The sequence below is a fragment of the Pseudomonadota bacterium genome, from assembly GCA_026388255.1.
Classification (GTDB): Bacteria; Desulfobacterota; Syntrophorhabdia; order Syntrophorhabdales; family Syntrophorhabdaceae; genus JAPLKB01.
Map to the genome: position 1 here is coordinate 34,928 of JAPLKC010000093.1, position 24,748 is coordinate 59,675.

General features: G+C 41.2%; 22 protein-coding genes. 9 read left to right on the forward strand and 13 right to left on the reverse strand.

The genetic code is table 11. The features are described 5' to 3' along the window. Window positions 1-5: 5 nt before the first annotated feature. Complete coding sequence (locus NT178_14185; GenBank protein ID MCX5813675.1) at window positions 6-776, forward strand: PP2C family protein-serine/threonine phosphatase; 771 nt, start codon at window positions 6-8, stop codon at window positions 774-776. Between the two features lie 119 nt (window positions 777-895). Here NT178_14185 and NT178_14190 read toward each other — a convergent pair whose 3' ends face one another. The 5 genes from NT178_14190 to guaB form a co-directional block, all read right to left on the reverse strand. Then, on the reverse strand, window positions 896-2,245 hold the full coding sequence (locus NT178_14190; protein MCX5813676.1) for a glucose-6-phosphate isomerase: 1,350 nt from the start codon (window positions 2,243-2,245) through the stop codon (window positions 896-898). Next, window positions 2,242-3,201, reverse strand: coding sequence for an acetyl-CoA carboxylase carboxyltransferase subunit alpha (locus NT178_14195; GenBank protein MCX5813677.1), 960 nt, complete (start codon window positions 3,199-3,201; stop codon window positions 2,242-2,244). Before NT178_14195 ends, NT178_14190 begins: the two co-directional genes overlap by 4 nt. Next, a complete protein-coding gene (locus NT178_14200; protein MCX5813678.1) occupies window positions 3,185-6,634 on the reverse strand; it encodes a DNA polymerase III subunit alpha in 3,450 nt (1,149 codons plus the stop codon). Before NT178_14200 ends, NT178_14195 begins: the two co-directional genes overlap by 17 nt. A 200-nt stretch (window positions 6,635-6,834) precedes the next feature. Further along, window positions 6,835-8,379 (reverse strand): glutamine-hydrolyzing GMP synthase, encoded by a 1,545-nt coding sequence (guaA, locus tag NT178_14205; protein ID MCX5813679.1) that lies wholly within the window; start codon window positions 8,377-8,379, stop codon window positions 6,835-6,837. Window positions 8,380-8,385: 6 nt separating this feature from the next. Continuing rightward, window positions 8,386-9,852, reverse strand: coding sequence for an IMP dehydrogenase (gene guaB, locus NT178_14210; protein MCX5813680.1), 1,467 nt, complete (start codon window positions 9,850-9,852; stop codon window positions 8,386-8,388). Between the two features lie 194 nt (window positions 9,853-10,046). Between guaB and NT178_14215 the strand changes: the two genes are divergently transcribed. From NT178_14215 to NT178_14240, 6 genes are all read left to right on the forward strand, one after another. Further along, window positions 10,047-11,012, forward strand: a complete 966-nt coding sequence (locus NT178_14215; protein MCX5813681.1) for an ABC transporter ATP-binding protein — start codon at window positions 10,047-10,049, stop codon at window positions 11,010-11,012. 12 nt (window positions 11,013-11,024) lie between these two features. Continuing rightward, window positions 11,025-11,969 carry an ATP-binding cassette domain-containing protein gene (locus tag NT178_14220; protein MCX5813682.1) on the forward strand — a complete coding sequence of 315 codons (945 nt, stop codon included), beginning with the start codon at window positions 11,025-11,027 and terminating at the stop codon, window positions 11,967-11,969. A gap of 227 nt (window positions 11,970-12,196) precedes the next feature. Further along, a complete protein-coding gene (locus NT178_14225) occupies window positions 12,197-12,463 on the forward strand; it encodes a hypothetical protein (GenBank protein MCX5813683.1) in 267 nt (88 codons plus the stop codon). A 201-nt stretch (window positions 12,464-12,664) separates the two neighbouring features. Continuing rightward, window positions 12,665-12,901 carry a hypothetical protein gene (locus NT178_14230; protein ID MCX5813684.1) on the forward strand — a complete coding sequence of 79 codons (237 nt, stop codon included), beginning with the start codon at window positions 12,665-12,667 and terminating at the stop codon, window positions 12,899-12,901. Continuing rightward, complete coding sequence (locus tag NT178_14235; protein MCX5813685.1) at window positions 12,898-13,293, forward strand: putative toxin-antitoxin system toxin component, PIN family; 396 nt, start codon at window positions 12,898-12,900, stop codon at window positions 13,291-13,293. Before NT178_14230 ends, NT178_14235 begins: the two co-directional genes overlap by 4 nt. Before the next feature lie 96 nt (window positions 13,294-13,389). Next, entirely contained in the window at window positions 13,390-15,480 is a 2,091-nt protein-coding gene (locus NT178_14240; GenBank protein ID MCX5813686.1) for an RNA-directed DNA polymerase, read from the forward strand. A 739-nt stretch (window positions 15,481-16,219) separates the two neighbouring features. Here the strand turns inward: NT178_14240 and NT178_14245 are convergent. From NT178_14245 to NT178_14260, 4 genes are all read right to left on the reverse strand, one after another. Further along, window positions 16,220-16,552 carry a DUF86 domain-containing protein gene (locus NT178_14245; GenBank protein MCX5813687.1) on the reverse strand — a complete coding sequence of 111 codons (333 nt, stop codon included), beginning with the start codon at window positions 16,550-16,552 and terminating at the stop codon, window positions 16,220-16,222. After that, a complete protein-coding gene (locus tag NT178_14250) occupies window positions 16,545-16,847 on the reverse strand; it encodes a nucleotidyltransferase family protein (protein ID MCX5813688.1) in 303 nt (100 codons plus the stop codon). Before NT178_14250 ends, NT178_14245 begins: the two co-directional genes overlap by 8 nt. 127 nt (window positions 16,848-16,974) lie before the next feature. Further along, window positions 16,975-17,232: a hypothetical protein gene (locus NT178_14255; GenBank protein MCX5813689.1), complete on the reverse strand. Its 258-nt coding sequence runs from the start codon at window positions 17,230-17,232 to the stop codon at window positions 16,975-16,977. A 192-nt stretch (window positions 17,233-17,424) separates the two neighbouring features. Beyond that, on the reverse strand, window positions 17,425-17,664 hold the full coding sequence (locus NT178_14260) for a CopG family transcriptional regulator (GenBank protein MCX5813690.1): 240 nt from the start codon (window positions 17,662-17,664) through the stop codon (window positions 17,425-17,427). 411 nt (window positions 17,665-18,075) lie between these two features. Between NT178_14260 and NT178_14265 the strand changes: the two genes are divergently transcribed. Then, window positions 18,076-18,963 (forward strand): PfkB family carbohydrate kinase, encoded by an 888-nt coding sequence (locus tag NT178_14265; GenBank protein ID MCX5813691.1) that lies wholly within the window; start codon window positions 18,076-18,078, stop codon window positions 18,961-18,963. A 66-nt stretch (window positions 18,964-19,029) separates the two neighbouring features. Here NT178_14265 and NT178_14270 read toward each other — a convergent pair whose 3' ends face one another. The 4 genes from NT178_14270 to NT178_14285 form a co-directional block, all read right to left on the reverse strand. Beyond that, entirely contained in the window at window positions 19,030-19,836 is an 807-nt protein-coding gene (locus tag NT178_14270) for a response regulator (protein MCX5813692.1), read from the reverse strand. A gap of 446 nt (window positions 19,837-20,282) precedes the next feature. Further along, complete coding sequence (locus NT178_14275; GenBank protein MCX5813693.1) at window positions 20,283-20,615, reverse strand: arsenate reductase family protein; 333 nt, start codon at window positions 20,613-20,615, stop codon at window positions 20,283-20,285. A gap of 84 nt (window positions 20,616-20,699) precedes the next feature. Next, window positions 20,700-20,861 (reverse strand): hypothetical protein, encoded by a 162-nt coding sequence (locus tag NT178_14280; GenBank protein MCX5813694.1) that lies wholly within the window; start codon window positions 20,859-20,861, stop codon window positions 20,700-20,702. Between the two features lie 84 nt (window positions 20,862-20,945). Next, window positions 20,946-21,863 carry a hypothetical protein gene (locus NT178_14285; GenBank protein ID MCX5813695.1) on the reverse strand — a complete coding sequence of 306 codons (918 nt, stop codon included), beginning with the start codon at window positions 21,861-21,863 and terminating at the stop codon, window positions 20,946-20,948. A gap of 292 nt (window positions 21,864-22,155) precedes the next feature. Between NT178_14285 and NT178_14290 the strand changes: the two genes are divergently transcribed. Further along, window positions 22,156-24,735 (forward strand): GAF domain-containing protein, encoded by a 2,580-nt coding sequence (locus tag NT178_14290; protein ID MCX5813696.1) that lies wholly within the window; start codon window positions 22,156-22,158, stop codon window positions 24,733-24,735. Window positions 24,736-24,748: the final 13 nt, after the last annotated feature.

Consider the following 24,748-nt stretch of genomic DNA (forward strand, 5'->3'; position numbering starts at 1 on the left):
CAATAATGAATATTTCATATGGTTTTATTGAAGATATCGGCCGCCGTACAAGCATGGAAGACTCACATGCAATCTACCATGCACCGGAGAAATTATTTTTCAGTGCAGAAATTTACGATGGTCACGGCGGAAAAAGAGCGGCTCAAATTGCTGCAGAAATGCTCACACCCTGTTTTTTGCATTTATGGACAAGGGAAGCTGAAAAACCCTTGAAAGAACGTCGTGGAGAATTGGAACTCTTGAGGCAGTCATATATTGAAGTTGATGATCATATTTTAAATATTGGAGTTGAAAGCGGAACAACAGCAGCAACGTTCTATATAATAGATAAAAAGTTTATTGCATCAAATGTCGGCGATACGCGGGTAATAATCGGAACCAAGGCCGGTGTTGATTTATTGACTATTGATCACAAACCATCACTTCCAGAAGAGAGGTCAAGAATTGAAAAATCGGGCGGTTTTATATCAGGTTACGGAACGCCGAGGGTTCAGGGTGTACTTGCTATAAGCCGTGCATTGGGTGATGCGAGTCTAAAGCCTTTTGTAAGCTCTGAGCCGAGGATTGTCGAAGGCCGTCTGGAAAGAGAAAACGATTTTGTCATACTTGCATGTGATGGTGTATGGGATGTGCTTACCCCGCAGGAAGTGATCGGCATAGCGAGGTCTGTTGAAAACCCCCAGGAAGGAGCCCGACAGATAAAAGAAGCGGCATTGGAATATGGAAGCGCTGATAATATCTCGGTTTTTGTCCTTGATTTAAGAGCTTATTTGTAAACATCTTAAAATTATTGGAATATCAAGTATAACAATCCTGTATCATAAAAAAATGTCTCTTAGGTGCAACCGGGCGACCTTGCAGGTGCAGTAACTGGTGTTCGCATCAGAGCAGGTTATTAAAACTTTATAATGGTTTTTGAAGTTGAAAGCTTTGCATTGATTGTTTCCTGTTTATCTTCAAGACCTCTTTTTCCCATAATTGCCTTTGTGTATATTTTTCCAAGTTCAACACCAGGCTGGTCAAAGGGGTTTACTTCGTATAGATAGCCGAGAAAAGCAATAACCATTTCATACAACATAAACAGCGCGCCCAGATTGTATTCGTTAATTTCGTTAATGAGGATGGTAATGTTAGGTGTTTTGGATTCAGTGATTGAAAGGGCGGTTCCGAGGAATTCAGCATAAAAAAGGTCGCGCAGATTCTTCCCTGCAAGATAATCAATGGATTCGATGTAAGAAAAGGAATCGGGAATGGTCCGGTCATCATCGGCGCTGTATATGAGGGTAATAAATTTATCTTTAGGACCATCGATATATAATTGGAGCTGAGAATGCTGGTCAGTAACGCCTATGGATTTTAAAGGAGTTGGGCCCTTCGTGTTTTTTCCGATGCTTTCCCCTTCAAGCTGCCTGAACCAGTCGGCAAAGCCGGAAAGTCTTTCACAGTAAGGCATCATTACGTGGATGTTCTTGCCCTGTTTGTCCATAAGGTAAAGGATGCTTGAAATTATGATGCCGATATTCTCATCAGGCCTTTTTTCTTTAATGTGCTGCGCCATATCTTTGGCGCCATCCATTATTTTATCGATATCAATACCCATTAAGGCTGCCGGGAACATGCTGACAGGCGTAAGTACGGAAAACCTTCCCCCCACGCCGTCAGGAACATTCAGGACAGGATATCCTTCTCTTTCGGCAATTTCCTTGAGAATCCCTTTATCTCTGTCGGTTATTACCACAATCCTTTCCTTTGCATTGCCAAGCAGTTCTTTGAAAATCATGAATTGAGATATCGTTTCCGGTGTTTCGCCTGACTTGCTGATTGCTATTAAAAGAGTATCTTCTTTTTCAGGCGTGATGATATCAATAATCATGTTAATTTTATTGGGGTCTATATTGTCAAGTATGAAATACCTCGGTTTATTGCCTCTTGCCGTATCGCTCAGATTGTGGAAGGGTTTGAGAAGCGCGTTGAAAATCGTCTCAGTGCCGAGAGAAGAGCCTCCGATGCCGAGAAGCACGATGTTCTTCAGCTTTTTTGTGTTAATGGTATCACAAAGCCTCTTCATTTCCGAAAATTGAAATTTCTTTGAAGGCAGATCCATAAAGGGGTAGGGGGTAGCCCAAAGTTTCATATTATAAGATTGGAGTTTTTCAGAGATAGCTGCTATGGATGTATTTTCGAGGCCTTCTTTACCTACAGCAGTTGAAAGTACATTTGTAATATCAAAATATATGCTGTTCATCTTCCCTCCATAAATATTCCCATGTTTCTGAATTTATTATATCTATTTTCACGTAATTCTTCTTTGGAAATCTCCAGCAATTCTTTTAAATGCTTAGCAAACATGCCTTTTGTATTAATAAATGTTTCTTCCCAGTTTCTATGTGCGCCACCAAAAGGTTCATTAATAATATCGTCTATAACATTCAATTTTAGAAGTTCGGAAGCAATAGGCTTTAAAGCATCTGCAGCCAAAGCCCCTTTTGAGCCGTCCCTCCAGAGGATGGCTGCACAACCCTCCGGGGATATTACTGAATATGTAGCATTTTCCAGCATGAGAATCCTGTTCCCCACACCTATTCCCAGTGCGCCTCCGCTGCCCCCTTCGCCGATAACTAAGGAAATTATGGGAACAGACAAGGAAAACATAAACTCAATATTCGAGGCAATTGCTTCTGCCTGTCCCCTCTCTTCAGCGCCGATTCCGGGGAAAGCCCCGGGTGTATCAATAAAAGAAATAATCGGCTTTCCCAATCTGTTGGCCATATCCATTACTCTTGTTGCCTTCCTGTATCCCTCGGGATGTGCCATACCGAAGTTTCTGTTGGCCATTTCCCTCGCATCTTTCCCTTTCTGTTGTCCCACAACTGCAAGGCTAATGCCTTCGTATCTTGCAAAACCGGCTACAATAGCCGGATCATCTCTAAATTTCCTGTCCCCGTGAAGCTCTGTAAAATCTGAAAAGAGATAGTTTATATAATCAAGGGTATGCGGTCTGTTTAAATGTCTCGATATTTGAGACCTCTGCCAATTGGTAAGATCACCGTATATTTCCTTTTCAAGTTTTGAAATCTTTTTTGAAATAGACGTAACCTCTTTTGAGTAATGAGGATCGTTAATATCATAAAACCTTTCAATTTCATTAATCCTCCTTTCCAACGGTTCAAGCCTCTTCTCAAAATCAAGATAAAATCTCATTTTCCACCTCGAATGTTATACCATCTGTAAAATGTTTATACAAAATATCCATTTTATTATGGTCAACACTTAAATCTTGTATGTTTAACAATCTGTTTTCACCATTTTGTTGTAATTCGATAGATACCTTTGATTTACCTTTCAGACCGTAAAGAATATCTTTCAACAGTTTTAATCCATCTTTCGGAAACAGTGCACAATCAATTTTAATTTTAACAGCCTTTCCCATATCACGGGTAATATCTTCAAGTAATATGATGTTTTTTGCTCTTATTTTAGCCTTCCCGTCTTCTGATTTTTCAACTGTTCCGCTGATCATCAACGGTTTGTCTTCCTTTAATAAAGTAGAATGCTTGGACAACAAATCCGGGAAAATAATTGTCTCAACAATACCGCTTGTATCCTCCAGTGTAACATAGGCCATTTTATCACCGCGTTTTGTAACAACCTCCCGATATCCGTTTACCACGCCCACAATGTCAACATCTTCAGTAATATCCAGCTCTTTTATGTTTTGTGTATTGTATTGTGTAATTGTATTTATAATGTGATCATAGGATTTCAAAGGGTGCTGACTGAAATAAAAACCAAAGGCTTCCTTTTCAGCCCTTAATATCTCATCCTGTGAAAGCTCATCCATATCAGGAATATCAATAACATTATTCATGCCGAAATCGTTACCAAACATATCCATCTGTTGATAGCTGTTTTTTTCTTCCTTTTTTTGAAACCTGTCCAACTTCTCTTTAAGAAGATAAAGGATCTGTGATTTCTTTAAACCCAGGCTGTCGAAGCATCCGGCCTTGGCAAGGCTCTCAAGGACCTTTTTGTTTGACTTTCTTGAATCAACAATGCTTAAAAACTGTGTAAAAGAATCAAATTTGCCTATGTTGTCACGTTCACTAAGAATGTGATCAATAGCAGCATCTCCAACATTTTTGATCCCTGATAGCCCGAACCTTATTTTTCCGTTTACAATAGTAAAGGGTTTTTTGCTTTCATTTATGTCAGGCGGGAGCAGTTCTACCCCGGCTTCCCTGCATTCCGTGATATATTTAATCAGCTTATCCGTATCATTCACCTCGCCGGTAAGCATACAGGTAATATATTGGATATAGTAATGGGCCTTTAAATAAGCGGTCTGATAAGCGATAAGGCCATATGCGGTACTGTGCGACTTGTTGAAACCATATTCCCCGAACCTCAGGATGACATCATATATTTTTGAAGCGATTTTCGACGCTACTTTATTTGCCTCGGCGCCCTGTATGAAGCTTTCTTTATATTTTTCAAGCTCTTCAGGGATTTTTTTACTCATGGCCTTTCTCAAGGCGTCGGCATCTTTTAAAGAAAACCCGGAAAGAGCAGAGGCAATTTTCATGATCTGCTCCTGGTATATAATTACTCCGTATGTATCATGGAGGATCTCTTCCAGAACAGGCGTTTCATACTTAACAAGAGCAGGGTTGTTTTTTCTTCTAATAAATTCATCAACCATGCCACTTTTTAAGGGGCCGGGTCTGTATAGTGCAATAAGCGGCATGATATCTTCAAATTTTGATGGCTTCAGTTTTGCGAGAAGGTCCCGCATGCCCCTGCTTTCAAGCTGAAACACACCTGATGTATCACCGGAAGAAAGGAGTTCATATGTTATCTGATCATCCAAAGGAATATTTGCAATATCTATCTCTATGCCCTCGGATTTCAACAATTTAATAACGTTAGCTATCAAAGTAAGGGTTTCAAGGCCGAGAAAGTCAATCTTAATAAGACCGATTTTTTCAATCGTTTTCATGGTAAATTGCGTAACAGTCTCACCTTTTTGACCCTTGTAGAGCGGAAGATGCTCGGTGAGAAGTTTGTTCGATATAACGATGCCTGCCGCATGAGTTGAGGCATGTCTCGCAAGTCCTTCAAGCACTATGGCATTATCGAGAAGCTCTTTTATTTTATCGTCTTTTTCGTATAGCTCTTTAAGCTTGGGCTCGTCTTCAATTGCCCTTTTAATGCCCGTATTTATTACCGGTATGAGCTTTGCAATCTTATCGACTTCCAAATAGGGCATGCCCAGCGCCCTGCCTACATCCCGAACAGCAGCCTTTGATTGCATCGTTCCAAAGGTTATTATCTGAGCCACATTATCCTTGCCGTATTTTTCAGTTACATACCTGATCACGTCTTCTCTTTTATCCTTGCAGAAATCAACATCGATATCGGGCATACTGATTCTCTCAGGGTTTAAGAACCTTTCAAAGATCAGATCATACTTTATGGGATCAATATCTGTAATACCGAGGCAATAGGCCACAAGACTTCCGGCAGCAGAGCCTCTTCCCGGCCCGACAGGAATATTGTTTGACTTTGCATAGTTAATAAAATCCGCAACGATTAAAAAATATCCTGAAAATCCTGTTTTTTTAATAACTCCAAGCTCATATTCCAGTCTTTTTTTGTATTTTTCCGATAGTTCTTCGGGAAATGATTCATACAAAGATTTGATTTTCGGGAGTCTCTGTAAGAGACCGTTTTTACAGAGATCTTCAAGATATTCATTTAGTTCCATGTCCTTTGGCGGTTTGAACTCAGGAAAGTGATATGTGCTGGTGTCGATGGTTACATTGCACATTTCGGCAATTTTCATGGTATTCGATAAGGATTCGGGGTAGTTTGCAAATGCCGATTCCATGTGTTCACAGCTTTTAAAGTAAAATTCTTCACTTTTAAAGCTGAGCCTGTCCTTGTCAAGCATTGTTTTGCCTGTCTGGATGCATAAGAGGAGCTCATGAGCCTTTGCTTCTTCTTTTCTCAGGTAGTGGCAGTCGTTAGTTGCCACATAAGGTATTCCATAATGTGAGGACAGCTCTATCAGCCTGCTGTTTATTATCTCCTGTTCTTTTAAACCGTTATCCTGCAATTCAAAGAAAAGTCTATCCCCGAAGATTGAATAATATTCTTCTATGAGATCTTTCAGATGATTCTCGTCACCCTTAAGGATTGCGTTGGGTATCTCACCTTTAATACAGGCAGTGAGACATATCAGACCTTCATGATAAGACTTTAACAGTTCCTTGTCGATCCTCGGTACATAGTAGAAGCCTTCAAGTTGTGCAGAGCTTACCATTTTGATCAGATTTTTATACCCTGTGTTGTTTTGTGCCAGAAGTACAATATGGTATGCGTTATCCTCGCCTCTGCCTTTTTTATCAAAACGCGATTTCGGGGATATGTATGCCTCGCAGCCGAGGATCGGCTTAATGCCTGCTTGTTTTGCAGCAAAATAAAAATCGGCAACGCCGAACATGCTCCCATGGTCTGTTATGGCACATGCATGCATCTTATATGTATGGGCAAGGTCGAAGAGCCGGTCAAACCTTATTGCACCGTCCAGCAGGCTGTATTGTGTATGTAAATGGAGATGCACAAAATCTTTCATTAATCCTGTCCAGCTAAATATTCTAAGGTTTTAGTTGTTTTCATCCGTTCTTTTGTTCTTTAAATTCAAAATTTAAAATTCTAAATTCAAAATTGTTGTTGTCTATTCCCGTTAAAGTTTCTATTTTTTTCAGTTATTTTCATTCGTTTTTTAAATTCTACATTCTAAATTCTACATTCTAAATTCAAAATTGTTGTTTTCTATTCCCATTCTATGGTACTTGGTGGTTTTGATGATATATCATAAACGACACGGTTGACGCCAGGGACCTCATTTATGATCCTTCGCGCCACTTTGTCAAGCGTTTCATAGGGGATGCGCGCCCAGTCGGCAGTCATTGCGTCTTCGCTCTCAACGATTCTCAGGGCTATCACATGCGCGTATGTTCTTTCGTCGCCCATAACGCCCACGGTTTTTACCGGTATCAATATGGCAAAAGATTGCCAGATATGGCGGAAACGCCCGTCTCTTTCAATGTCCTGTCTTACAATGTCATCTGCCTCTTTTAATATGTGGAGTCTCTCTTTTGTTATATCCCCGATAATCCTGATGGCAAGACCGGGACCTGGAAAGGGCTGTCTGTGAATCACATTGTCAGGTAAACCGAGTTCTTTCCCTACTACCCTTGTTTCATCTTTAAAAAGCTCTCTCAACGGTTCTAAAAGCTTAAGCTTCATCCTTTTCGGAAGTCCCCCTACATTGTGGTGACTTTTAATTGTTGCGGAGGGACCCTTAAAAGATGTGCTTTCTATTACATCAGGATAGAGAGTGCCCTGGGCAAGATATTTTGCATTGCCTATCTTTAATGCCTCTTCCTCGAAAATTTTAATAAAAAGCCTGCCGATGATTTTCCTCTTCTTTTCCGGGTCTGTTACGCCTTTTAATGCAGCAATAAATTTTTCTTCTGCATCTATATATCTCAAATTAAGATGGAGTCTATCTTTAAATAGATCAAGCACCTCCTGTGCCTCATTTTTTCTTAGTACACCGTTATTTACAAAAACACAGGTCAGCCTGTCCCCGATAGCCCGATGGATTAATGTAGCAACAACCGACGAATCCACCCCGCCGCTGAGACCACATATGACGTTGTCATCGCCTACCTCTTTTTTAATCTTTTCTATAGAAAGCTCGACAAAGGATTTCGGGGAGAAAAGCCCTTTTGCTTTACAGATATTATACAGGAAGTTTTTCAGGATGCGCTTTCCCTTTGGCGTGTGGTGCACTTCAGGATGAAACTGCACCCCGTATATCTTCTCATCATGTTTTTTTATCGCAGCATAAGGTGAGTTATCTGATTTGGCAATAGAGATAAACCCCACCGGCATTCTGAATATCCTGTCCTGATGGCTCATCCATATAATATCATTATCTTTTATCCCCTTCAGGAGGTCATCGGACTTTTCAATGAAAATATGGGCCTTACCGTACTCCCTCTTTTCTGATTTGTCCACTTCACCTTTGTAGAGCTTTGTGATAAGCTGGAGGCCGTAGCATATTCCCAGTATAGGTATATGTAAGTCAAAAATACCGTTATCACATATGGGGGCGTCAGATTCGGATACGCTTTTCGGACCGCCGGATAGGATGATGCCTTTGGGTTTTAAGGCCTTAATTGTATCAAGATTCATGTTATATGGGTATATTTCGCAATAAACGCCGAGTTCCCTGACTTTTCTTGCTATGAGTTGAGTATACTGTGAACCGAAATCAAGTATTAAGACAATTTCCTTATGATAATCCATAATTCCTCATTCAATTCTATAGTTAGGGGATTCTTTTGTAATAATCACATCGTGAACGTGGCTTTCCCGTAATCCGGCAGATGTTATCCTGACGAATTTACATCTGGTCCTGAGTTCTTCCAGATTGGTGCATCCTACATATCCCATACCGGCCTTCAGCCCGCCAACGAGTTGCTGAATGCAGACGGAAAGGGAACCTCTGTAGGGGACTCTGCCCTCTATGCCTTCCGGTATGATTTTGGATTCTATCTCGTCTTCTTCTATGCAGTATCTGTCTCTTGTCTTCCCTTCTTTCATGGCTTCAAGGGAGCCCATACCTCTGTAAACCTTATATGTACGCCCCTGATACAACACCATTTCCCCGGGAGTCTCGTCTGTCCCGGCAAAAAGGTTGCCTATCATTACGGTGTTGGCGCCTGCCGCAAGGGCCTTTGTTATATCTCCGGAAAATTTGATGCCGCCGTCGGCAATAACCGGTATTCCGTGCTTTTTTGCTGCCCTTGATACTTCAATGATGGCCGTTATCTGCGGAACACCAATGCCTGCAACGATTCTTGTTGTGCAGATCGAGCCCGGTCCGACGCCGATCTTTACGCCGTCGCATCCTGCCTTAATGAGGGCTTCGCATGCTTTTGCCGTCGCTATATTTCCTGCTATGAGCTGAACATTTTTAAAATTCTTTTTAATATCAATAATTGATTCGATGACATTTCTTGAATGTCCATGGGCAGTGTCAATGATGATTACATCGCATCCTGCCTTTAAAAGGGCATCAACGCGGGCGTCCCTGTCCTTGCTTACGCCTACGGCCGCTCCGGTTCTGAGCCTGCCGAGATGGTCCTTGCAGGAATTAGGGAATTTTCTCATCTTTTCAATATCTTTTATGGTAATCAGACCTTTCAGGTTATATTTTTTGTCAACAACAAGAAGTTTTTCAATTTTGTGTTTATGCAGGATTTTTTTCGATTCCGAAAGGCTGATGCCTTCTTCAACAGTGACCAGATTATCCTTTGTCATGACGTTTTCTACAGTTTCTTCGAGGTTGGTTTCAAATCTCAGGTCTCTGTTCGTTATGATGCCCACAAGTTTTTTCCCTACTGTAACCGGTATGCCGGATATGCTGTATTTTGACATGAGATCGAGGACATCTTTAATCTTATGTGCGGGTGATATGGTAATGGGATCAACAATCATCCCGCTTTCAGATTTCTTTACCTTTTCCACCTCGTGCGCCTGATCTTCAATGCTCATATTCCGGTGAATAATGCCTATGCCACCCTCCTGTGCGATACAGATGGCCGCTTTTGCATCTGTTACCGTATCCATGGCAGCGCTTAAAAGAGGAATATTAAGTTTTATATCCCTTGTTATATAGGCGGACACGTCTACGCTCTTCGGCATTATTTCACTGTATGACGGTAATAAGAGAATATCGTCAAATGTAAGACCTTCTTCTATTCTGTTTTCATCCATAACGGCTCCTTGTTATAATTGCGTTTCAGGAATATGCTTTTTCTCTGTTAATTGATTCCGGTAGTTTTATTAAATCCATAGCTTGTAAATTATTTGTATAAACAAAGAAGATAAACGTTATAGCCTATAAAAGGCTTGCCATTTTTTATTGGTTTAGTATAATGCATAGGGTTAAAATAATCAAAGAGATTTTTATGAATGAGCCTGCAATCAGTGTAACAGGATTAAATACATCATTTAAAACGGATTCTTATATAGTCCGGGCCGTGGAAGGCGTCAGTTTTGACATCATGAAGGGTCAGATATTCGGACTGGTAGGGGAGAGCGGATGCGGAAAAACAATGACATCCCTTTCAATAATGCGTCTTGTGCCTTCTCCGGGAAAGATCACTGAAGGTCGGATTATTTTCGAGGATAAAGACCTCGTTCAATTATCAGGAACAGAAATGGAAAGCATAAGGGGCAACAGGATCGGAATGGTTTTTCAGGAACCTATGACTGCCCTGAATCCGGTTATCAGGATCGGCGAACAGATAAGTGAAACCATCATGATCCATAAGCATGTCCAAATGGACGAGGCAAAAGAACGTTCAATTGATCTTTTAAAACAGGTCGGTTTTGATGAACCGGAAAAAAGATATACGCAGTATCCTCATCAGTTAAGCGGAGGGCAGAGGCAAAGGGTGTTAATCGCGATTGCCATATCCTGCAATCCCTCTCTGATAATAGCCGATGAGCCGACAACAGCCCTTGATGTTGCTACGGAATCGCAGATACTTTTTCTGCTCAAGGAGCTGGTGCGCCAATTCAATACTTCCATGCTTTTTATAACCCACAATCTCCATATTGTAAGAAAGCTGTGCGATACAGTAAACATAATGTACGCGGGGCGGATGCTGGAGCAAAGCCCTGTTGAAGATTTTTTTAAAGAGCCTCTGCACCCGTACAGCAAAGGGCTGCTGAATTCTGTTTTCGGATTTGAAAGCAGGGAAAAAAGGCTGACGGCAATACCCGGCTTTGTGCCGAAACTGTCGGAAATCCCTGAAGGCTGCAAATTCCATCCGAGATGTACATCTGTAATGCCCATATGTAAAGAAAAGGAACCATCAATGTGTGAAAAAGGTGAGGGGAAATATGTGAGGTGCTTTCTCTATGAGTGAGGTGCTATCCGTATGAGTGAGATACTTTCAGTGTCAGAACTGAAAAGGACATATGAAGTTAAAAGAAGCGCCTTTTCATACGCTAAGGAAATAGTAAAAGCAGTTGACGGCGTATCTTTTCAGGTGGATAAGGGGAAAACCCTTGGCATTGTCGGTGAAAGCGGTTCAGGGAAAAGCACTCTGGCGCGATGCGTCATGTTCCTTGAAAGGCCGGACTCCGGGAAAATTGTCTTCCAAGGAAATATCCTGAATGAAATAAATGGGCAGGATTTAAGGAAATTACGAAGAGAAATGCAGATTATCTTTCAGGACCCTTATTCCTCCCTCAATCCGAGAATGAAGATTTATGAAACCCTGGCTGAGCCTGTTTTATTCCATAATATTGTGCAAAAAGAGCATGTTATGGAAAAAGTCGAGGAAATACTTGAGATTGTCGGGCTAAGTACTGATTATCTTTACAAATATCCACATGAAATGAGTGGAGGGCAAAGACAGAGGGTGGCAATAGGCCGTGCCCTTACGACAAATCCTTCCTTGATTGTTGCCGATGAACCTGTGTCGTCTCTTGATGTATCAATCCAGGCGCAGATAATAAACCTTTTCATGGATATAAAAGAAAAAGCCGGGATAACGATGCTCTTTATCTCCCACGATTTGAATGTTGTAAGGTTCTTATCAGACGAAATTATAGTTATGTATAAGGGCAGGGTGGTTGAAGCAGGGAAGGGGGATGAAGTATTTTATAATCCACTCCACCCTTATACAAAAATGCTAATAGATTCCGTAAAAGGTAAATTCGCAAAAAGGGCAGGGGATGATGGACATGTGACAGGTGGGTGTCCATATTATCCGAGATGTGAAAGAAGGCAGCAGTCATGTTTAGTGGCGGAACCGGAACTGACTGGTTCCACCACCTCCACCAATAATCATGCTGCTGCATGCTTCTTGGTGGAGTAAGAAGCCGAAGCGTTATTTCGCGGCAAACTTTGTCAACTGCAGGGTCGCACAATCCTCAACGTAGCGCTGCTACGCTTCCGGTTGGCAACCCTTTGTTTCCGCGTTATCCATCGAAATTCCGCTTCGGCAAGGAATAACTGATAATTTTTATGTAAGATAATTTATTGAAATAATGAAGAATGTTCCTAAATACTTTACCAAAGCGAGTAAAGGAGAGTGAGAACTCTATGAAAAAGGATAAAGAATCTGATAAAGACGAATTACGGGCCGAGTATAAGAGTTCTGATTTTCCCGGCTGTCTTGTAAGGGGCAAATACGCAAAACGCATAAAAGAATCATCCAATATCGTTGTGCTTAAGCCAGAGGTTGCACAAGTATTTCCAAATGAAGAGGCAGTCAATAACGCCCTTCTTTCACTTATTGAAATTGCGCAAAAAACAACAGGCCAATCAAAGCGTTCCACTGGATCGGCCACAAAACGTGCCTCCCGGTGAAATCTGTATTGGTAAGCCTGCAAACCACAGCCATCGCGTGCCTGCTTGCCCATCGAAAGTATTTCCGGCCAAAAAATAGTGTCTTTGTATGTTGATATACCACTGACCCAAAATAGTGTTTTGGATAATAACATGAAAAGATCGTTGACTATGGTATATTGATGCGGTATGATTAATTCATACTATGTGTGGAGGTATTAAATGGCAACAGCAGTTAAGAGGACCATATCTCTTCCTCATGACCTTGCGAGAGAGATGGAATTTGTGGCCAAAGAAGAAGGCAAGACTATCAGCGCTTTGGTTCAGGATGCCGTAAGGATTTCGTTGAAGGAAAGGCAGAAAAAAGAGTTCTATCATATTCAGGGATACTGGAGTGATAAAGCAAAGGAAAAGGGCATTCTTACTGAAGATGATCTTGAGGATTACCTGAAAAAGTGAAACTCGTTTTTGATACGAATATTTACATATCCGCATTTGTCATTCCTCACAGTAAAGCCGAGAAAGCGATTCTGAAGGTTATAGAAGGTAAAGACGCGCTGCTCATCTCAAAAGATATTATAAATGAGACACTTACAGTGCTTTCGACAAAATTCTATCGGGATAAAGAAGCATTGAGTCATCTGGCAATCTATCTTTCAGAAATTGCTCAAATTGTGGAGCCGGTGGAGGTAAAGTTGACGGTACTTAAAGACGAACCTGACAATAGAATTCTTGAATGTGCTGTGTCGGGCAAAGCCGATGCTATCATAACCGGCGACAAGGAGATGCTCAAACTGAAAGAATTTAAGGGGATCAGGATCATGAGCTTGAGAGAATATTTGGAGAGTTAGTGAGTGATGTTGGAGTGATGGGCACGATGAGGACAGATTAATACTCTATAGTACTACTTCGCTCAGTTATTCGATATTGGAGAAAGCATACTTAGCATGAAAATCGCACTGAAAGAATTGAAGCTTGCGTTACAGAGAGTTTCCACTGGCCGTAATATCGCATACAAAAGATTCTTTCGTTCCATGTATCTGGCATACCAACTGGCCGAGGAACAAAACTTGAACCGATTGAGGGACAAGCTCAAAGGTAGTTGGCAGCCGCAAAAGCCTTGGAGGATTTACACTCCAAAGTCTTCAGGCCTACAACGACCCATCACACTTTTACATATTGAAGACCAGATTGTCTTGCAACTAATAGCAAATAGGATTGCCGACAAGTTGTATGCAAGGCGAAAAAAAATTGAATACCATGTGGCTTTTAGTAATGTGTTAGCCAGTGCAAAAGACAATGTCTTTTTTCTTGAGGATTGGCATAAAGCATATTTAATTTTTCAAAAAAAATGTGAAGAAAATTATCGGAAAGGCTTTCGATGGATTGCTCATTTTGATTTGGCTGCATACTACGATACTATTTCGCATGAATTATTAATTAAGACTATTGCGCCAAAATCCCATGAAAAGGAACCTTGGAAGACTTATAAGAAATGGTTGGGTCTCTGGTCGTCTCCTGAAGGCGTTGATGGACACGGGCATGGCATACCACAGGGCCCAATAGCTGCTGATTTTTTGGCTGAGGCATTCTTACTACCAATGGATGAAATGTTTTTAAAAAAAGGTGTCCGTTATGTCATATATGTTGACGACATACGCATTTTTACCAAGACAGAGTTGGCTGCGCAACAGGCAGCAGTTGAATTAGAGGTTTACTGTAGAAACCTTGGTTTGATCCCCCAAGGTAACAAGTTTGCAATCAAGAGAGCCGAAAAACTTAGTGATGCATTGGGTGCATTACCCAGCATTCAGCCACAAGATACTGTGCCTGCCGAAGAAATTCCTCAGATGACAATTGATGAAGCGGAACGACTCTTTTTGGGATCCCTGAACAAAAGACCTCTGAGAATAGACGACAATTCAAAAGCTCGATACGTCCTATTCCGGTCCCCTAAATCTAAGATAATCATGAATAAAGTTTTAATACTTCTGGCAAGACACCCAGAACATATAGATGTTTTTGCCAATTTCTTAAGAAATTACGACAAGAGCGCCCCACTTGAAAAGACAATATTGAAAATTTTTGAACAAGGTTCGCCATATGGATACGTAAGAGGAGAACTATATCATATAATGGCTCGTATAGGAACTTTGGAGTCTTTGAGAATACTGCAAATGCAAGCAAAAAGAGACTTAAAAGACAAAAACGCATGTGTAGTATTGAAGTGGGGGGCAATTTCTCTCCTCCTTTCTTGTCAGAAGTTTGGCATATGTCGGATATCTAGTAGAATAACTAAGCAAGAGTCCATCGTCCAGGCTTTGTTGTTTCCGGTTATTCCAGATGAGGAGTTTTGTGAAAAAGGTATACTCAAGGACTTGATATCCGCAAAGGATTTTATGTCAGGCCTGTTGGCTCCCGAGCAACTTTTTATAAGAAGCCAGACGTTAAAAGATTATTTATTGAAACCGAAAGATTGTCATCCTGTGATACAAAACATATTAAAATCACTTGGAATAGTTGGCAAAAGGTTTTCGCCAAAAATTGACCAAATATCTGACATTTTATACAGAAAATTTGGTGTCAAGGAGAGCCAGTCTTGGCGAAAGCTTTTTTCGGATGAATTTACGCATGTGTTACAAATACTTATACAAGCTGAAGTTTATTATCTTCCTGCCCCGAGTATTTGGATTCAGTGGCAAAACTCCTTTAACGACGCAGTGCAAAAAGCATTACTTGCATACTTAAACAGTAGAAGCCTCGCAGGTGCTGGAAAAATCACTAATGCAAACAGCCAATTAATAGATTTTGGAGTCCGCTTGGACAACAATACGAGTTTTTCAAAAACTTACCCGTCCATTGCAGACGTTTTTAGAGATATGAATAAACGACGAAACAGTATTCCTGGTTCGCATCCTTACGAAAAGAAAACTGGCAGTCAAACAAACTATTTGAAAACGCAAGAGAGAAATAAATTTGCTCACAGACTCAAGGCAGCATATGAAGAAATCATCAATATTATTGAAAACAATCCTTAAAGGCTCTTGTCGTGCGAGGAGGGCTTAGAGGAAATCCTATAATCCTCCTGTCAAGTAAATTATGGCTTAACCCCTGTAGAATATGCAGAGCGAATGATATTGACAGGATGAATACAAAACCTCTAAACTTGTGTTGTACTAAAGAGGGGGGGTATGGTCACTCCCCCTGCATAATGTATTGCGTTCTATGCTTCTTTCTGACCTGCGAAGTTGAATTGTATTCTTTATTTAACTACTTTTATTAAGGTTTTTTCAATTGTTTTATTTCATAAAAAACTGTTTTGCCAGGTTGACCCCTGAGAAAAGTCTCTCTCAGAATAAAGAAGATGTGATAAAACAAGCGCTGGCTTGGGTTTGCAGATGATTTATTCCATTCCTAAATCAAAGCGCTACCATCGTTGCCTTCGTCGTCGGTGTCTCGACGTACCGTTTTAGTACGCCTACGCCACCTCTTCCTTGCCGCCTTGATATCATCTTTGATTTAGAAATGGAATTAGATTTGCAGCAACAGTTGCTGAAAATTGGATGTACGAATTATAAATATCTCCCTGCCACTGGTTGAAAATATTCCAATGTGCCGTTCCCGCCCCCCCCTCAAAATATTTGCTAACACAGTGTTAGAAAATATAAATATTCTCGTAAAACCAATATGGCTCAGGAGCTATTTTATTCCATTAAAAGGCAGCACTTGACGGTGCCGTCCTTAAATATTTCAATATATTTTTGTTGTGGCCTGTCTTCATAACATTTTTTCCAGTTGCTCGACAAAACCTGGCAGATCTTCCTTTGCTATGCTCCAAACCACATCAATATTAACGCCGAAATAGTCGTGGATCAGTTTGTCTCTTGTACCTGCAATTTCTTTCCATGTTATATTGGGATGTCTTTTTTTAATATTATCAGATAGAAGTTTGACTGCCTCTCCAATAATCTCGATATTTCTGATTACGGCATCTTGAGTTTTGTGGTCTTGCAGGAAATTGTCATATTCCATTTGTTCAATATATGACCGGATCCGATGAGCACATTCAATAATATCTTGAACGAGTTCCTGATCGTTTCGTTTAGACATAGGTCAGGGTGCTTCGTATGTCATCTGCGACCTTCTTTACGCGTATATTTTCAAGACCGTCACGCGTTAGAAGATCCACTTTTCTTCCAAGAATTTCCTCAAGGTATTCGACAAGCCTGATAAATTTGAGGCCCATGGGCCGGCTGAACTCTACAATAAGGTCAATATCGCTGCTATCGTTATCGGCTCCCGTAGCGACAGAACCGAAGAGACCAATCTTCTCAACACCAAATTCTGAAGAAAGATAGTCACGCTGTTTTCTTATCTTTTCTATCGCTTCGTTTTTAATAGCCATTTTATGCACCTCAATTCTTCATTCTACGCATAAATGGTTATGTCGTCAATCTTATTTTCAAATTTGTCTTGAATATGCTTTGGCAATTCCTTGAAATTTCTTTTAAAGGAATCAGTATGGATTATTTTCATGCCTTTAGGTCGGCAAGGAATTCATCAACTGAAGAAAAGCTTTTAACTCTGCCCTTTTTGATGTCGTTATCAGCTTCCTTCTCCGCTTTATCCCAATCATAATTTTTGAAATACAGGGGAAAGGATAACGCATACTTAATAAGCTCAAATACTGCTGCAGCGTCATCGGTTATTTTTGATTTTTTCTTGAAATCAGAGATTCCGGCAAATATTTCATCAGGTATATCCATAGTAATTTTATGACTTGTTTTCATCAGGAACCTCCTCTTTGTATCTTTAGAATATCACAGATAAAATGTTCATTTCAACGGGAAAAATAATGGAAGAACATCCTTACAATAGTGGAGAAATATATTCATCGATTTTTTTTTCAAGAGATCTTTTGAAACGAGGCTCTATTTTTTCAATTTGTTTCAGAAATTCGGATGTAAGAAAAATCCGGTACATCAGAGAAGCTGACCTTTGTGATTCTTGTAATCATCGATCCCCCGGTTCATCGAATCCTTTAGCGTTGTATTGGAATTTATCTCTGCCATCTCGAATTCATCAACAAATTCAATTTCGTTGATGTACCGCAATGCGGCTGTTTCAATAAAATTAGAGAGAGGCCTGTTTTCTTGTTCAGCTATTGTCTTGAAGGTGTTATATACCTCATCATTAAGCCTGAGTGTTACTACTTTTGCCATATTGCACCTCCTGAATGCAATATATTCTAAAATATTTTATTAATCAATAATAAAAACTCATATCAGGAGACAGAGTTTTGCCTGGATATGGTGTTGAGGGGGGGGTAGATTATCAAGTTTTGGCTGAGGATTGATAGAACAAGTAAAAACATAAGGGGTCAGGTCTTGCAATAACACATTTTCCACTTCGCCGCTTTACAGGTTTCTTTTATTGAACATTATGTTGGCAGGCAGACCCCGGAGAAAAGTCTCGCCCAGAGTCTTCATCCGAAAATTATATGTTCGGCCTCTTTCCAATAAGCTAAAACTACTGTTTATTCTATTTTCGATAGAGAAAAATATTAATATGTGGTACACAAAGCAAATATGTAGCCGGTCCACTGGCAACCCCAAATTGCAGGAAAGGCGGAAATGAGTCATTACGATATTGTATTTGTGGGTTATTTAGGTACATATACAGTTGTTCCTTTTGATGGACCTTCTTCCGTCGAATCGGGCGGTCCGGTCTTTTTTAGTGTGGCAGCAGCTTCCTGTCTTGTAAAAAGAATTTGCATGGTAACAAGAGTTTCCGAAAGCGAAGCACGCCTTGTGGAGCTGCTCAAAGAGGCTGGCATTGATCTCTTCATGCAGCATCGAGAAACCCCTCGATACCGTGTTGTATTTCCGACTGCAAAATTCGATGAAAGGCAAGTTTTTCTCGTAAAAAGCGGAGAACATTTTGTTATTAATGACATACCTCCTATTGAACCGTGCCTGATTCACCTTGCCGGATGGCACCTTCACGAATTTCCGCTGGAGTTTATGCACGCACTGAAAGCACGCGGATTCCGTTTATCAGTGGATATGCAGGCTTTCATGTTCCAGGCGGACAGTAAGACAGGCGCTCTTTACATTGAGGATATTCCGGAGAAAAAGGAAATTCTGGATATGGCTGATTTTGTGAAACTTGATGCAGTGGAGGCAAAAACACTTACCGGTACTGAGGTTCTGCAAGACCAGGCCGATATTCTGGAAGACTGGGGGAGTTCCGAGACCGTGATAACATGTTCAAATGGAGCGCTGGTTAAAAGCAATGGTAGAACCATATTTGCAAAATTTACCAATAGGAGCAGCCAAGGAAGAATGGGTCGTGGTGACACTGTTATGGGAGCGTATCTGTCGTGTAGGCTGGATCATTCCATTGAAGACTCTCTCCTGTTCGCTGCAGCTCTGACATCGATTAAGTTGGAATCCGCCGGTCCGTTCATGGGTTCACTTGAAGATGTTAATGCGAGAATGTGCCAACCCGGACGCTCTTGAAATGTTGAAGCGTAGGCGCAACTCAGAATCGTAGCCCTTCAACCTACAGCCCGCTATGATATACCTTCATCTCGTACGCAGAAGATCGAGGAAGTCGAGAAGACTTAATACGAAGCGGCTGTGCAGGTGCGATTTGTCCGGCCCGAGCGCCCTATCCACTGTGGCGATGATGTCGACCACGTTATCGGCAACAACAGGGGTGTCAACGTTAAGCGTTGCCACATAGGCCACTCCGGGGACGGTCTTCACCTGCTCGTCGATGATGGCCGCTAACTTCTCTGGGCTTTCTGCCTGGACCAAGAGCATCAGGTCCTCCCCTCTAACTGCATCACAGTAGACTATGTTTTGAGCCAAATTGAGCTTACGGCAGACGTCCATCTGGTTTGCCGTTGGGTCGACGGTCACCAGCACATAGGCGCTATACGGGTGGCCGGGCTGGGGCTGAGGCGCAATAGCGTCTTGTGCCTTTGCCTCCGGTATCTCCTCCAGAAGCTTGGCGAGATCGTCCATATGGAAAGGTTTTTCCAGATACCCGTCTGCATCTTTCGCCTCTTCCGCTATCTTCTCCGTCCCGTGACCGGTGATGATAACGACCGGAACGCCAGGATAGTTAAACCTTATTGCCTTGAGGAGCTTCAGGCCATCGATATCAGGCAACCGGATATCTACGATAGCACAATCGAGGGGCATATTTCTCTTTTTGTATGCTTCGAGAGCCTGCAATCCCTTCATACCATTCTCGCAGAGCTCTGCGTCGTAACCGCGCTGCATCAAACCAAAAGCAACCATCCGCCGCAAAGAACCCTCGTCATCGACCACTAATACCCTTTTTTCCATTGTCTGTCTCCTTTCAGGATGGTTTTTCATGTTCATGATTGTTTATTTGCAAGGGTTGTGCCAGAGATAAAACGCTTGTATTAATAGCAAGTTACTATATAGAAGGTGCAATCAACTTTCAATTCGGTGATAAGGAAAAGAGGGTAACATGCAGAAAAAGCAATGATTTAGGGATGTTATGATACTGTTAAGATTCTATACACTTTACACTGTCGGGCTATATTTGGTTAACATACTTAAATTACGACATGTTTCATCTGTACAATAAATTTACGTACAATTTGTTTACGAAAACAGGATACTATTCGCGAACCAAAGGGAAGGAATAACTCCCTGATATTGTGAAACAGGCTGGGGTCAAATCTTTATTCTTGACTCTGGAGCCATTTATTTCATTAAATGGAAACGTCTGACGGGGCCATCCTTCAATATTTCGATATCTCTCTGCCGCCAATTGGAAATAATTAATATATTGCTCAGTTTTATATCCACTCTTTCCAGACTTCGGGTGTATAGCCCACTGTTGCTTTGCGATTGTCTCTGACGATGGGGGTACGGAACAAAAGTGGGTGATTAAGGAGTTCCTCCTCCGCATTATGAGTGAGGTATTTCAGGTTGAGCCGGCCATACTCTTTACCGTCTTTATCGATCAGGTTTTCTATTCCTATGACAGCCTTAATGTTATTTAACTCGCCTCTGCTGAGACCTTTTTCTGCAAGGTTGACGAACTGAAATGGGACGCCTCTATCTTTGAAATATCTCTGTGCCTTGCGTGTTTCCTGACATTTGAGTGTGCCGAAGATCTGAATGCCCATTATTTCACCTTTTGATAGGTTTAGAGGATGTACACAAAATTATAAGTATATCGTATATCCCTGAATCAATACAGGGGATCTCCTTCAATCAATTGATTCCTTGAAGCTCTGCTTCGGGGCAACCACATTCCCTCGCCCCTTGCGGGAGACGGCAGAGCCTGCCCCGTACTTGATACGGGGGTGAGGGTAAATAATCATGTTCCCCATTCCTCTGATACCTCGCAGCTCTGCTGCGGGGAGGTTCATTATAATATTCAATGACTGTTTACTCCAATAGTTCTTTCATTTCAACAGGGAAAAGAATGAAATAAACATCTTTCAACGCTTCATCTACACACTATCGACAGGTTTTTTACAGTATGGAATGTTGCAACCTTCTCTGGTGAGGATGCGGGTTGTGTTGTCAGCCAGAGTTGATACCCTGCCGTGGTCCGGGCAGATAGGGATTTCTCCCTTTCCAAGACTATCGTATTCGGGGTCCCAGGGGAAAACGAGAAACCAGTCATTTGAAATAGTAAGAAGAAGGGAAAGGATAGGGGGTTTATCGCCGGCTTTTGAAAATGAGATCACTTCTTCTATGGTGCTGAACCTCGAAAGATCTTCCAGGGTCTTCAAGGTAGGTGGGCTCAGTACAAGGGTGGTTGCCAGATTTTTCTCAAGCGCCCGGCCTGGCGTCATCCATGCCCCTTCCGTCGTCTCCGTTTCATCAGCGCTTGCCTTCTGGCCTTCAGGATAGCGAGCTACAAAAAAATGTGTATTGAAACGCATAGGCCGTGCTTCAGGGGTAATCCAATGGGCATAGTGATAAAGTTGGTCAAGGGCAAGAGATAGCCTTTCTTTTTTTACAATCTCTTTAAGAGTGATCGTTCTCTTATTGAGGAGGTTCCTGTATTGATGGATACGGTTATTTGTTGCCTCATCGCAAATAGTGAAAGGCAGACCATCTTTATCATAGGTGAGGAGCAGGCCTGATTCTTCAAAAAGTTCCCTGATGCCCGCAATCATGAAAGGGAGAAGTTCTTTTTGTGACTTGTCTGATGGAATGCCGTTGCAGAAAGAGAGGATTTCAGGATCACTGTCGTGCTTGTCCACAACGCCGCCGGGGTAAACAAAATTACTGCCCATAAAGGCGCTCTTTTCGTGCCGTTTAAGAAGGAATACTTCAAACCCTTCCGGAGGAGCTTCTTTCAGGACTATGACAGTCGACGCATTTCTTGGAACAGCAGTCATGAGGATACTATACAACAAAAAGGATCATCCCCTCAATACAGTTTACGGATAAACCCGTTTTGAAGAAGATAACCTTACTATAGTTGAAACCGATAATCTTTAAGCTGCGCAACTCTCCCGGGAGTGTAGCCGCCCTCGAACGCAAAGCCGTAAGATGCCATCACATAAAATAGTTGCATTTTTATTAAACTTGGAGGAAAATGAAAAAAGATTTGGCATGATGGGAAAATCAGCTTAACGATGTTTTGACATGAGAACTGGTCTGTAAATTCATGATATTCCCTGTCTGCCCTGTCCTAAAAGGTAAAGTATGAAATTAAATAAACAATGGTTGGATGAAATATCTTTAAAGAATAAAAAACTTTATTACAAACTTTATATTATTGTTGGTCTTTTTTTTGTTTTCCCGGTTTTTGGTTTTCTTTTTTATGCAATTAAATATGATTTTCTCGAAGATAAAACATTAAGTGTTTTTTTGATCGCCTTACTTGCCTTCTCTTTTCTGGGTTTTTTAATACTCCGGCATATATTTAATTCAATGATAAACATTTCTAAGAAAATCTCGGAAAAGCTTCGTGACGGTATCTCCGGCTTTCAATTTGAGGATAGTACAGATGAATTAACAAATATCGTTCATTCTTTTAGCGCCATCGAACATCAATTTAAGGATACATTTGAGCAACTCGAAAAAAAATCATCCAAAATATCAATGCTAAAAGAGCTTTCAGATCTATGTTATATAACCTACGATGCAGAGGAGCTTATGTATATAACATTGGAGCGTGCCCTGAAACTGGCAAACGCAAACGTGGGTTCTGTACTTATGCTCGAAAAACCGGAAAGAAATAAATTTATCATTCAGGCAAATATCGGGCTGGGGGATCTGGTCAAAGTTGGAGACCGGATTGATTTTGATAAGAGTATCACAAGGTTTGCAGTTATTAATAAATCGCCGCTTCTTGTTAATGATATTGAAAAAGACAGCCGTTTCGGGAGGGGCAATCGACCTCTTTACGGAACAAAATCTTTTATATGTATGCCCATTAAAACAATTAATGACATTATCGGGGTCCTCACGGTTTCACGGAAAGATGAGAATGCACCCTTCGTTCAGGATGATGTGGAAGCCCTCACATCTCTTTTGAGCGGTGCAGCTTTTACATATGAGAATCTTCGCCTTATTAAAGAAAATGAACAAAAAGACGAATTTATCAGCAAACTGGAAAAGATTTCCAAGACAATCAATTCAAGCTTAAAAGGCAGAGAACTTATCTATGCTGTTCTGAATGAAATTCAGTCTCTCATTCTCTTTGAGGTGGCTATAATTATGATCACTGATGAGAGCAACCCTGACAACTTGATAATTTACGATTTCTTCTCTCACAAACCTGTCAGCCTGTCCAAAGGCGCTTGTTACAACTGCGAGGAATCTATTTTTGAAAAAGTAATCAAACAGGGGACAACTCTCATTATAGACGATACTCAAAGCCTTTCAAATGGGATGGAAAAGGAACTCCTTTTTGATCTGGGATATAACTCATGCATACTGACAGCGTTAAGAATGCATGGTAATGTGGAGGGGGTGCTGGTTCTTTGCGCATCAAAATCAGATATCCTGCACAAAACCTCTGAATTCATCGACCTGGCGAGAAACAATCTCTCTTTTGCACTTGAAAGAAACAAACTGTCATTTGCCGTTATTAAACGGGAACAGGAATTAGACACGTTGAAGAATATCGGAAATACCCTCGCTATATCAACATTTGATATTGATAAAGTTCTTCAATATGCCATGGATATGATCCATGCAGTCATGAATGTAGAAGCAGGATCTTTATTTATATTACAAAACAACATGCTTGAATTTAAGATTGCATTTGGAACAGAAGCGGAAACTCTCCAGAAATTCAGTATTAAGCTCGGTCAGGGAATTTGCGGCTATGTTGCCAGCCAGGGAAAACCGCTTATCGTAAATGATACGGCTCAATCACCCCACTTTTTCTCTGATTTTGACAAAATTATAGGATTTAACACCCGATCCGTATTGTGTGTTCCTATGATTTCACAGGGAAAAGTACTTGGCGTAATTGAACTGATTAACAAAAAAAATGGCAGCTTTGCACCTGGCGATGAGAAGCTCCTCCAATCAATCGTTTCATCTCTTGTTATTGCTATGGAAAATGCCCGTCTTTACAGGGAAACTACCTCGATGGCAGAACATGAGCGGGGTCTCAGGCAAGTCTTCCAGAAGTTCGTTCCAATGGAGGTTGTGGACAGGATTGTATACGGCAAAGATACAGAGAAAGCGATTATTGATGATTTCAGAAGACTCACCCTTCTTACCCTTGATATACGGGGATTTTCAAAACTCGCTAAAGAAATCGGGCCGCAAAAAACAGTGTCTATGCTCAACTACTTCTTTTCAATAATGGGTGGTGCAGTATTTAACCATTACGGCATTGTTGATAAGTATCTTGGCGATGGCTTCCTGGCGGTTTTCGGTGCACCTCTGCCGACTTCGATGGATGCAGATAATGCTATCGATGCAGCCCTTGAAATGAAAGCATCAATTGAAGAGGTGAGCAACCGTTTTGTTCAAGAACTTGGTACGCCTCTTGTCATGGGTATCAGCATCCATACCGGCGAGGTGGTGGTCGGCAATATCGGTTTCGATAAAAAGATGGACTATACGGTAATAGGCGATTCGGTCAATACCGTCTTCAGGCTTCAAAACCTTGTGAAACCTATACCGAACGGTATTCTCATTAGTGAAAATACACGTCGGGCAGTCCAGTCGCATTTAGACCTTCATGAAATGGGTGAGTATGAGATTGATTCAACAATCGGGACATTGAAAATATATGAGCTTCTGGGCCAGAAGAAATATTGAAATGCTTCTTTGT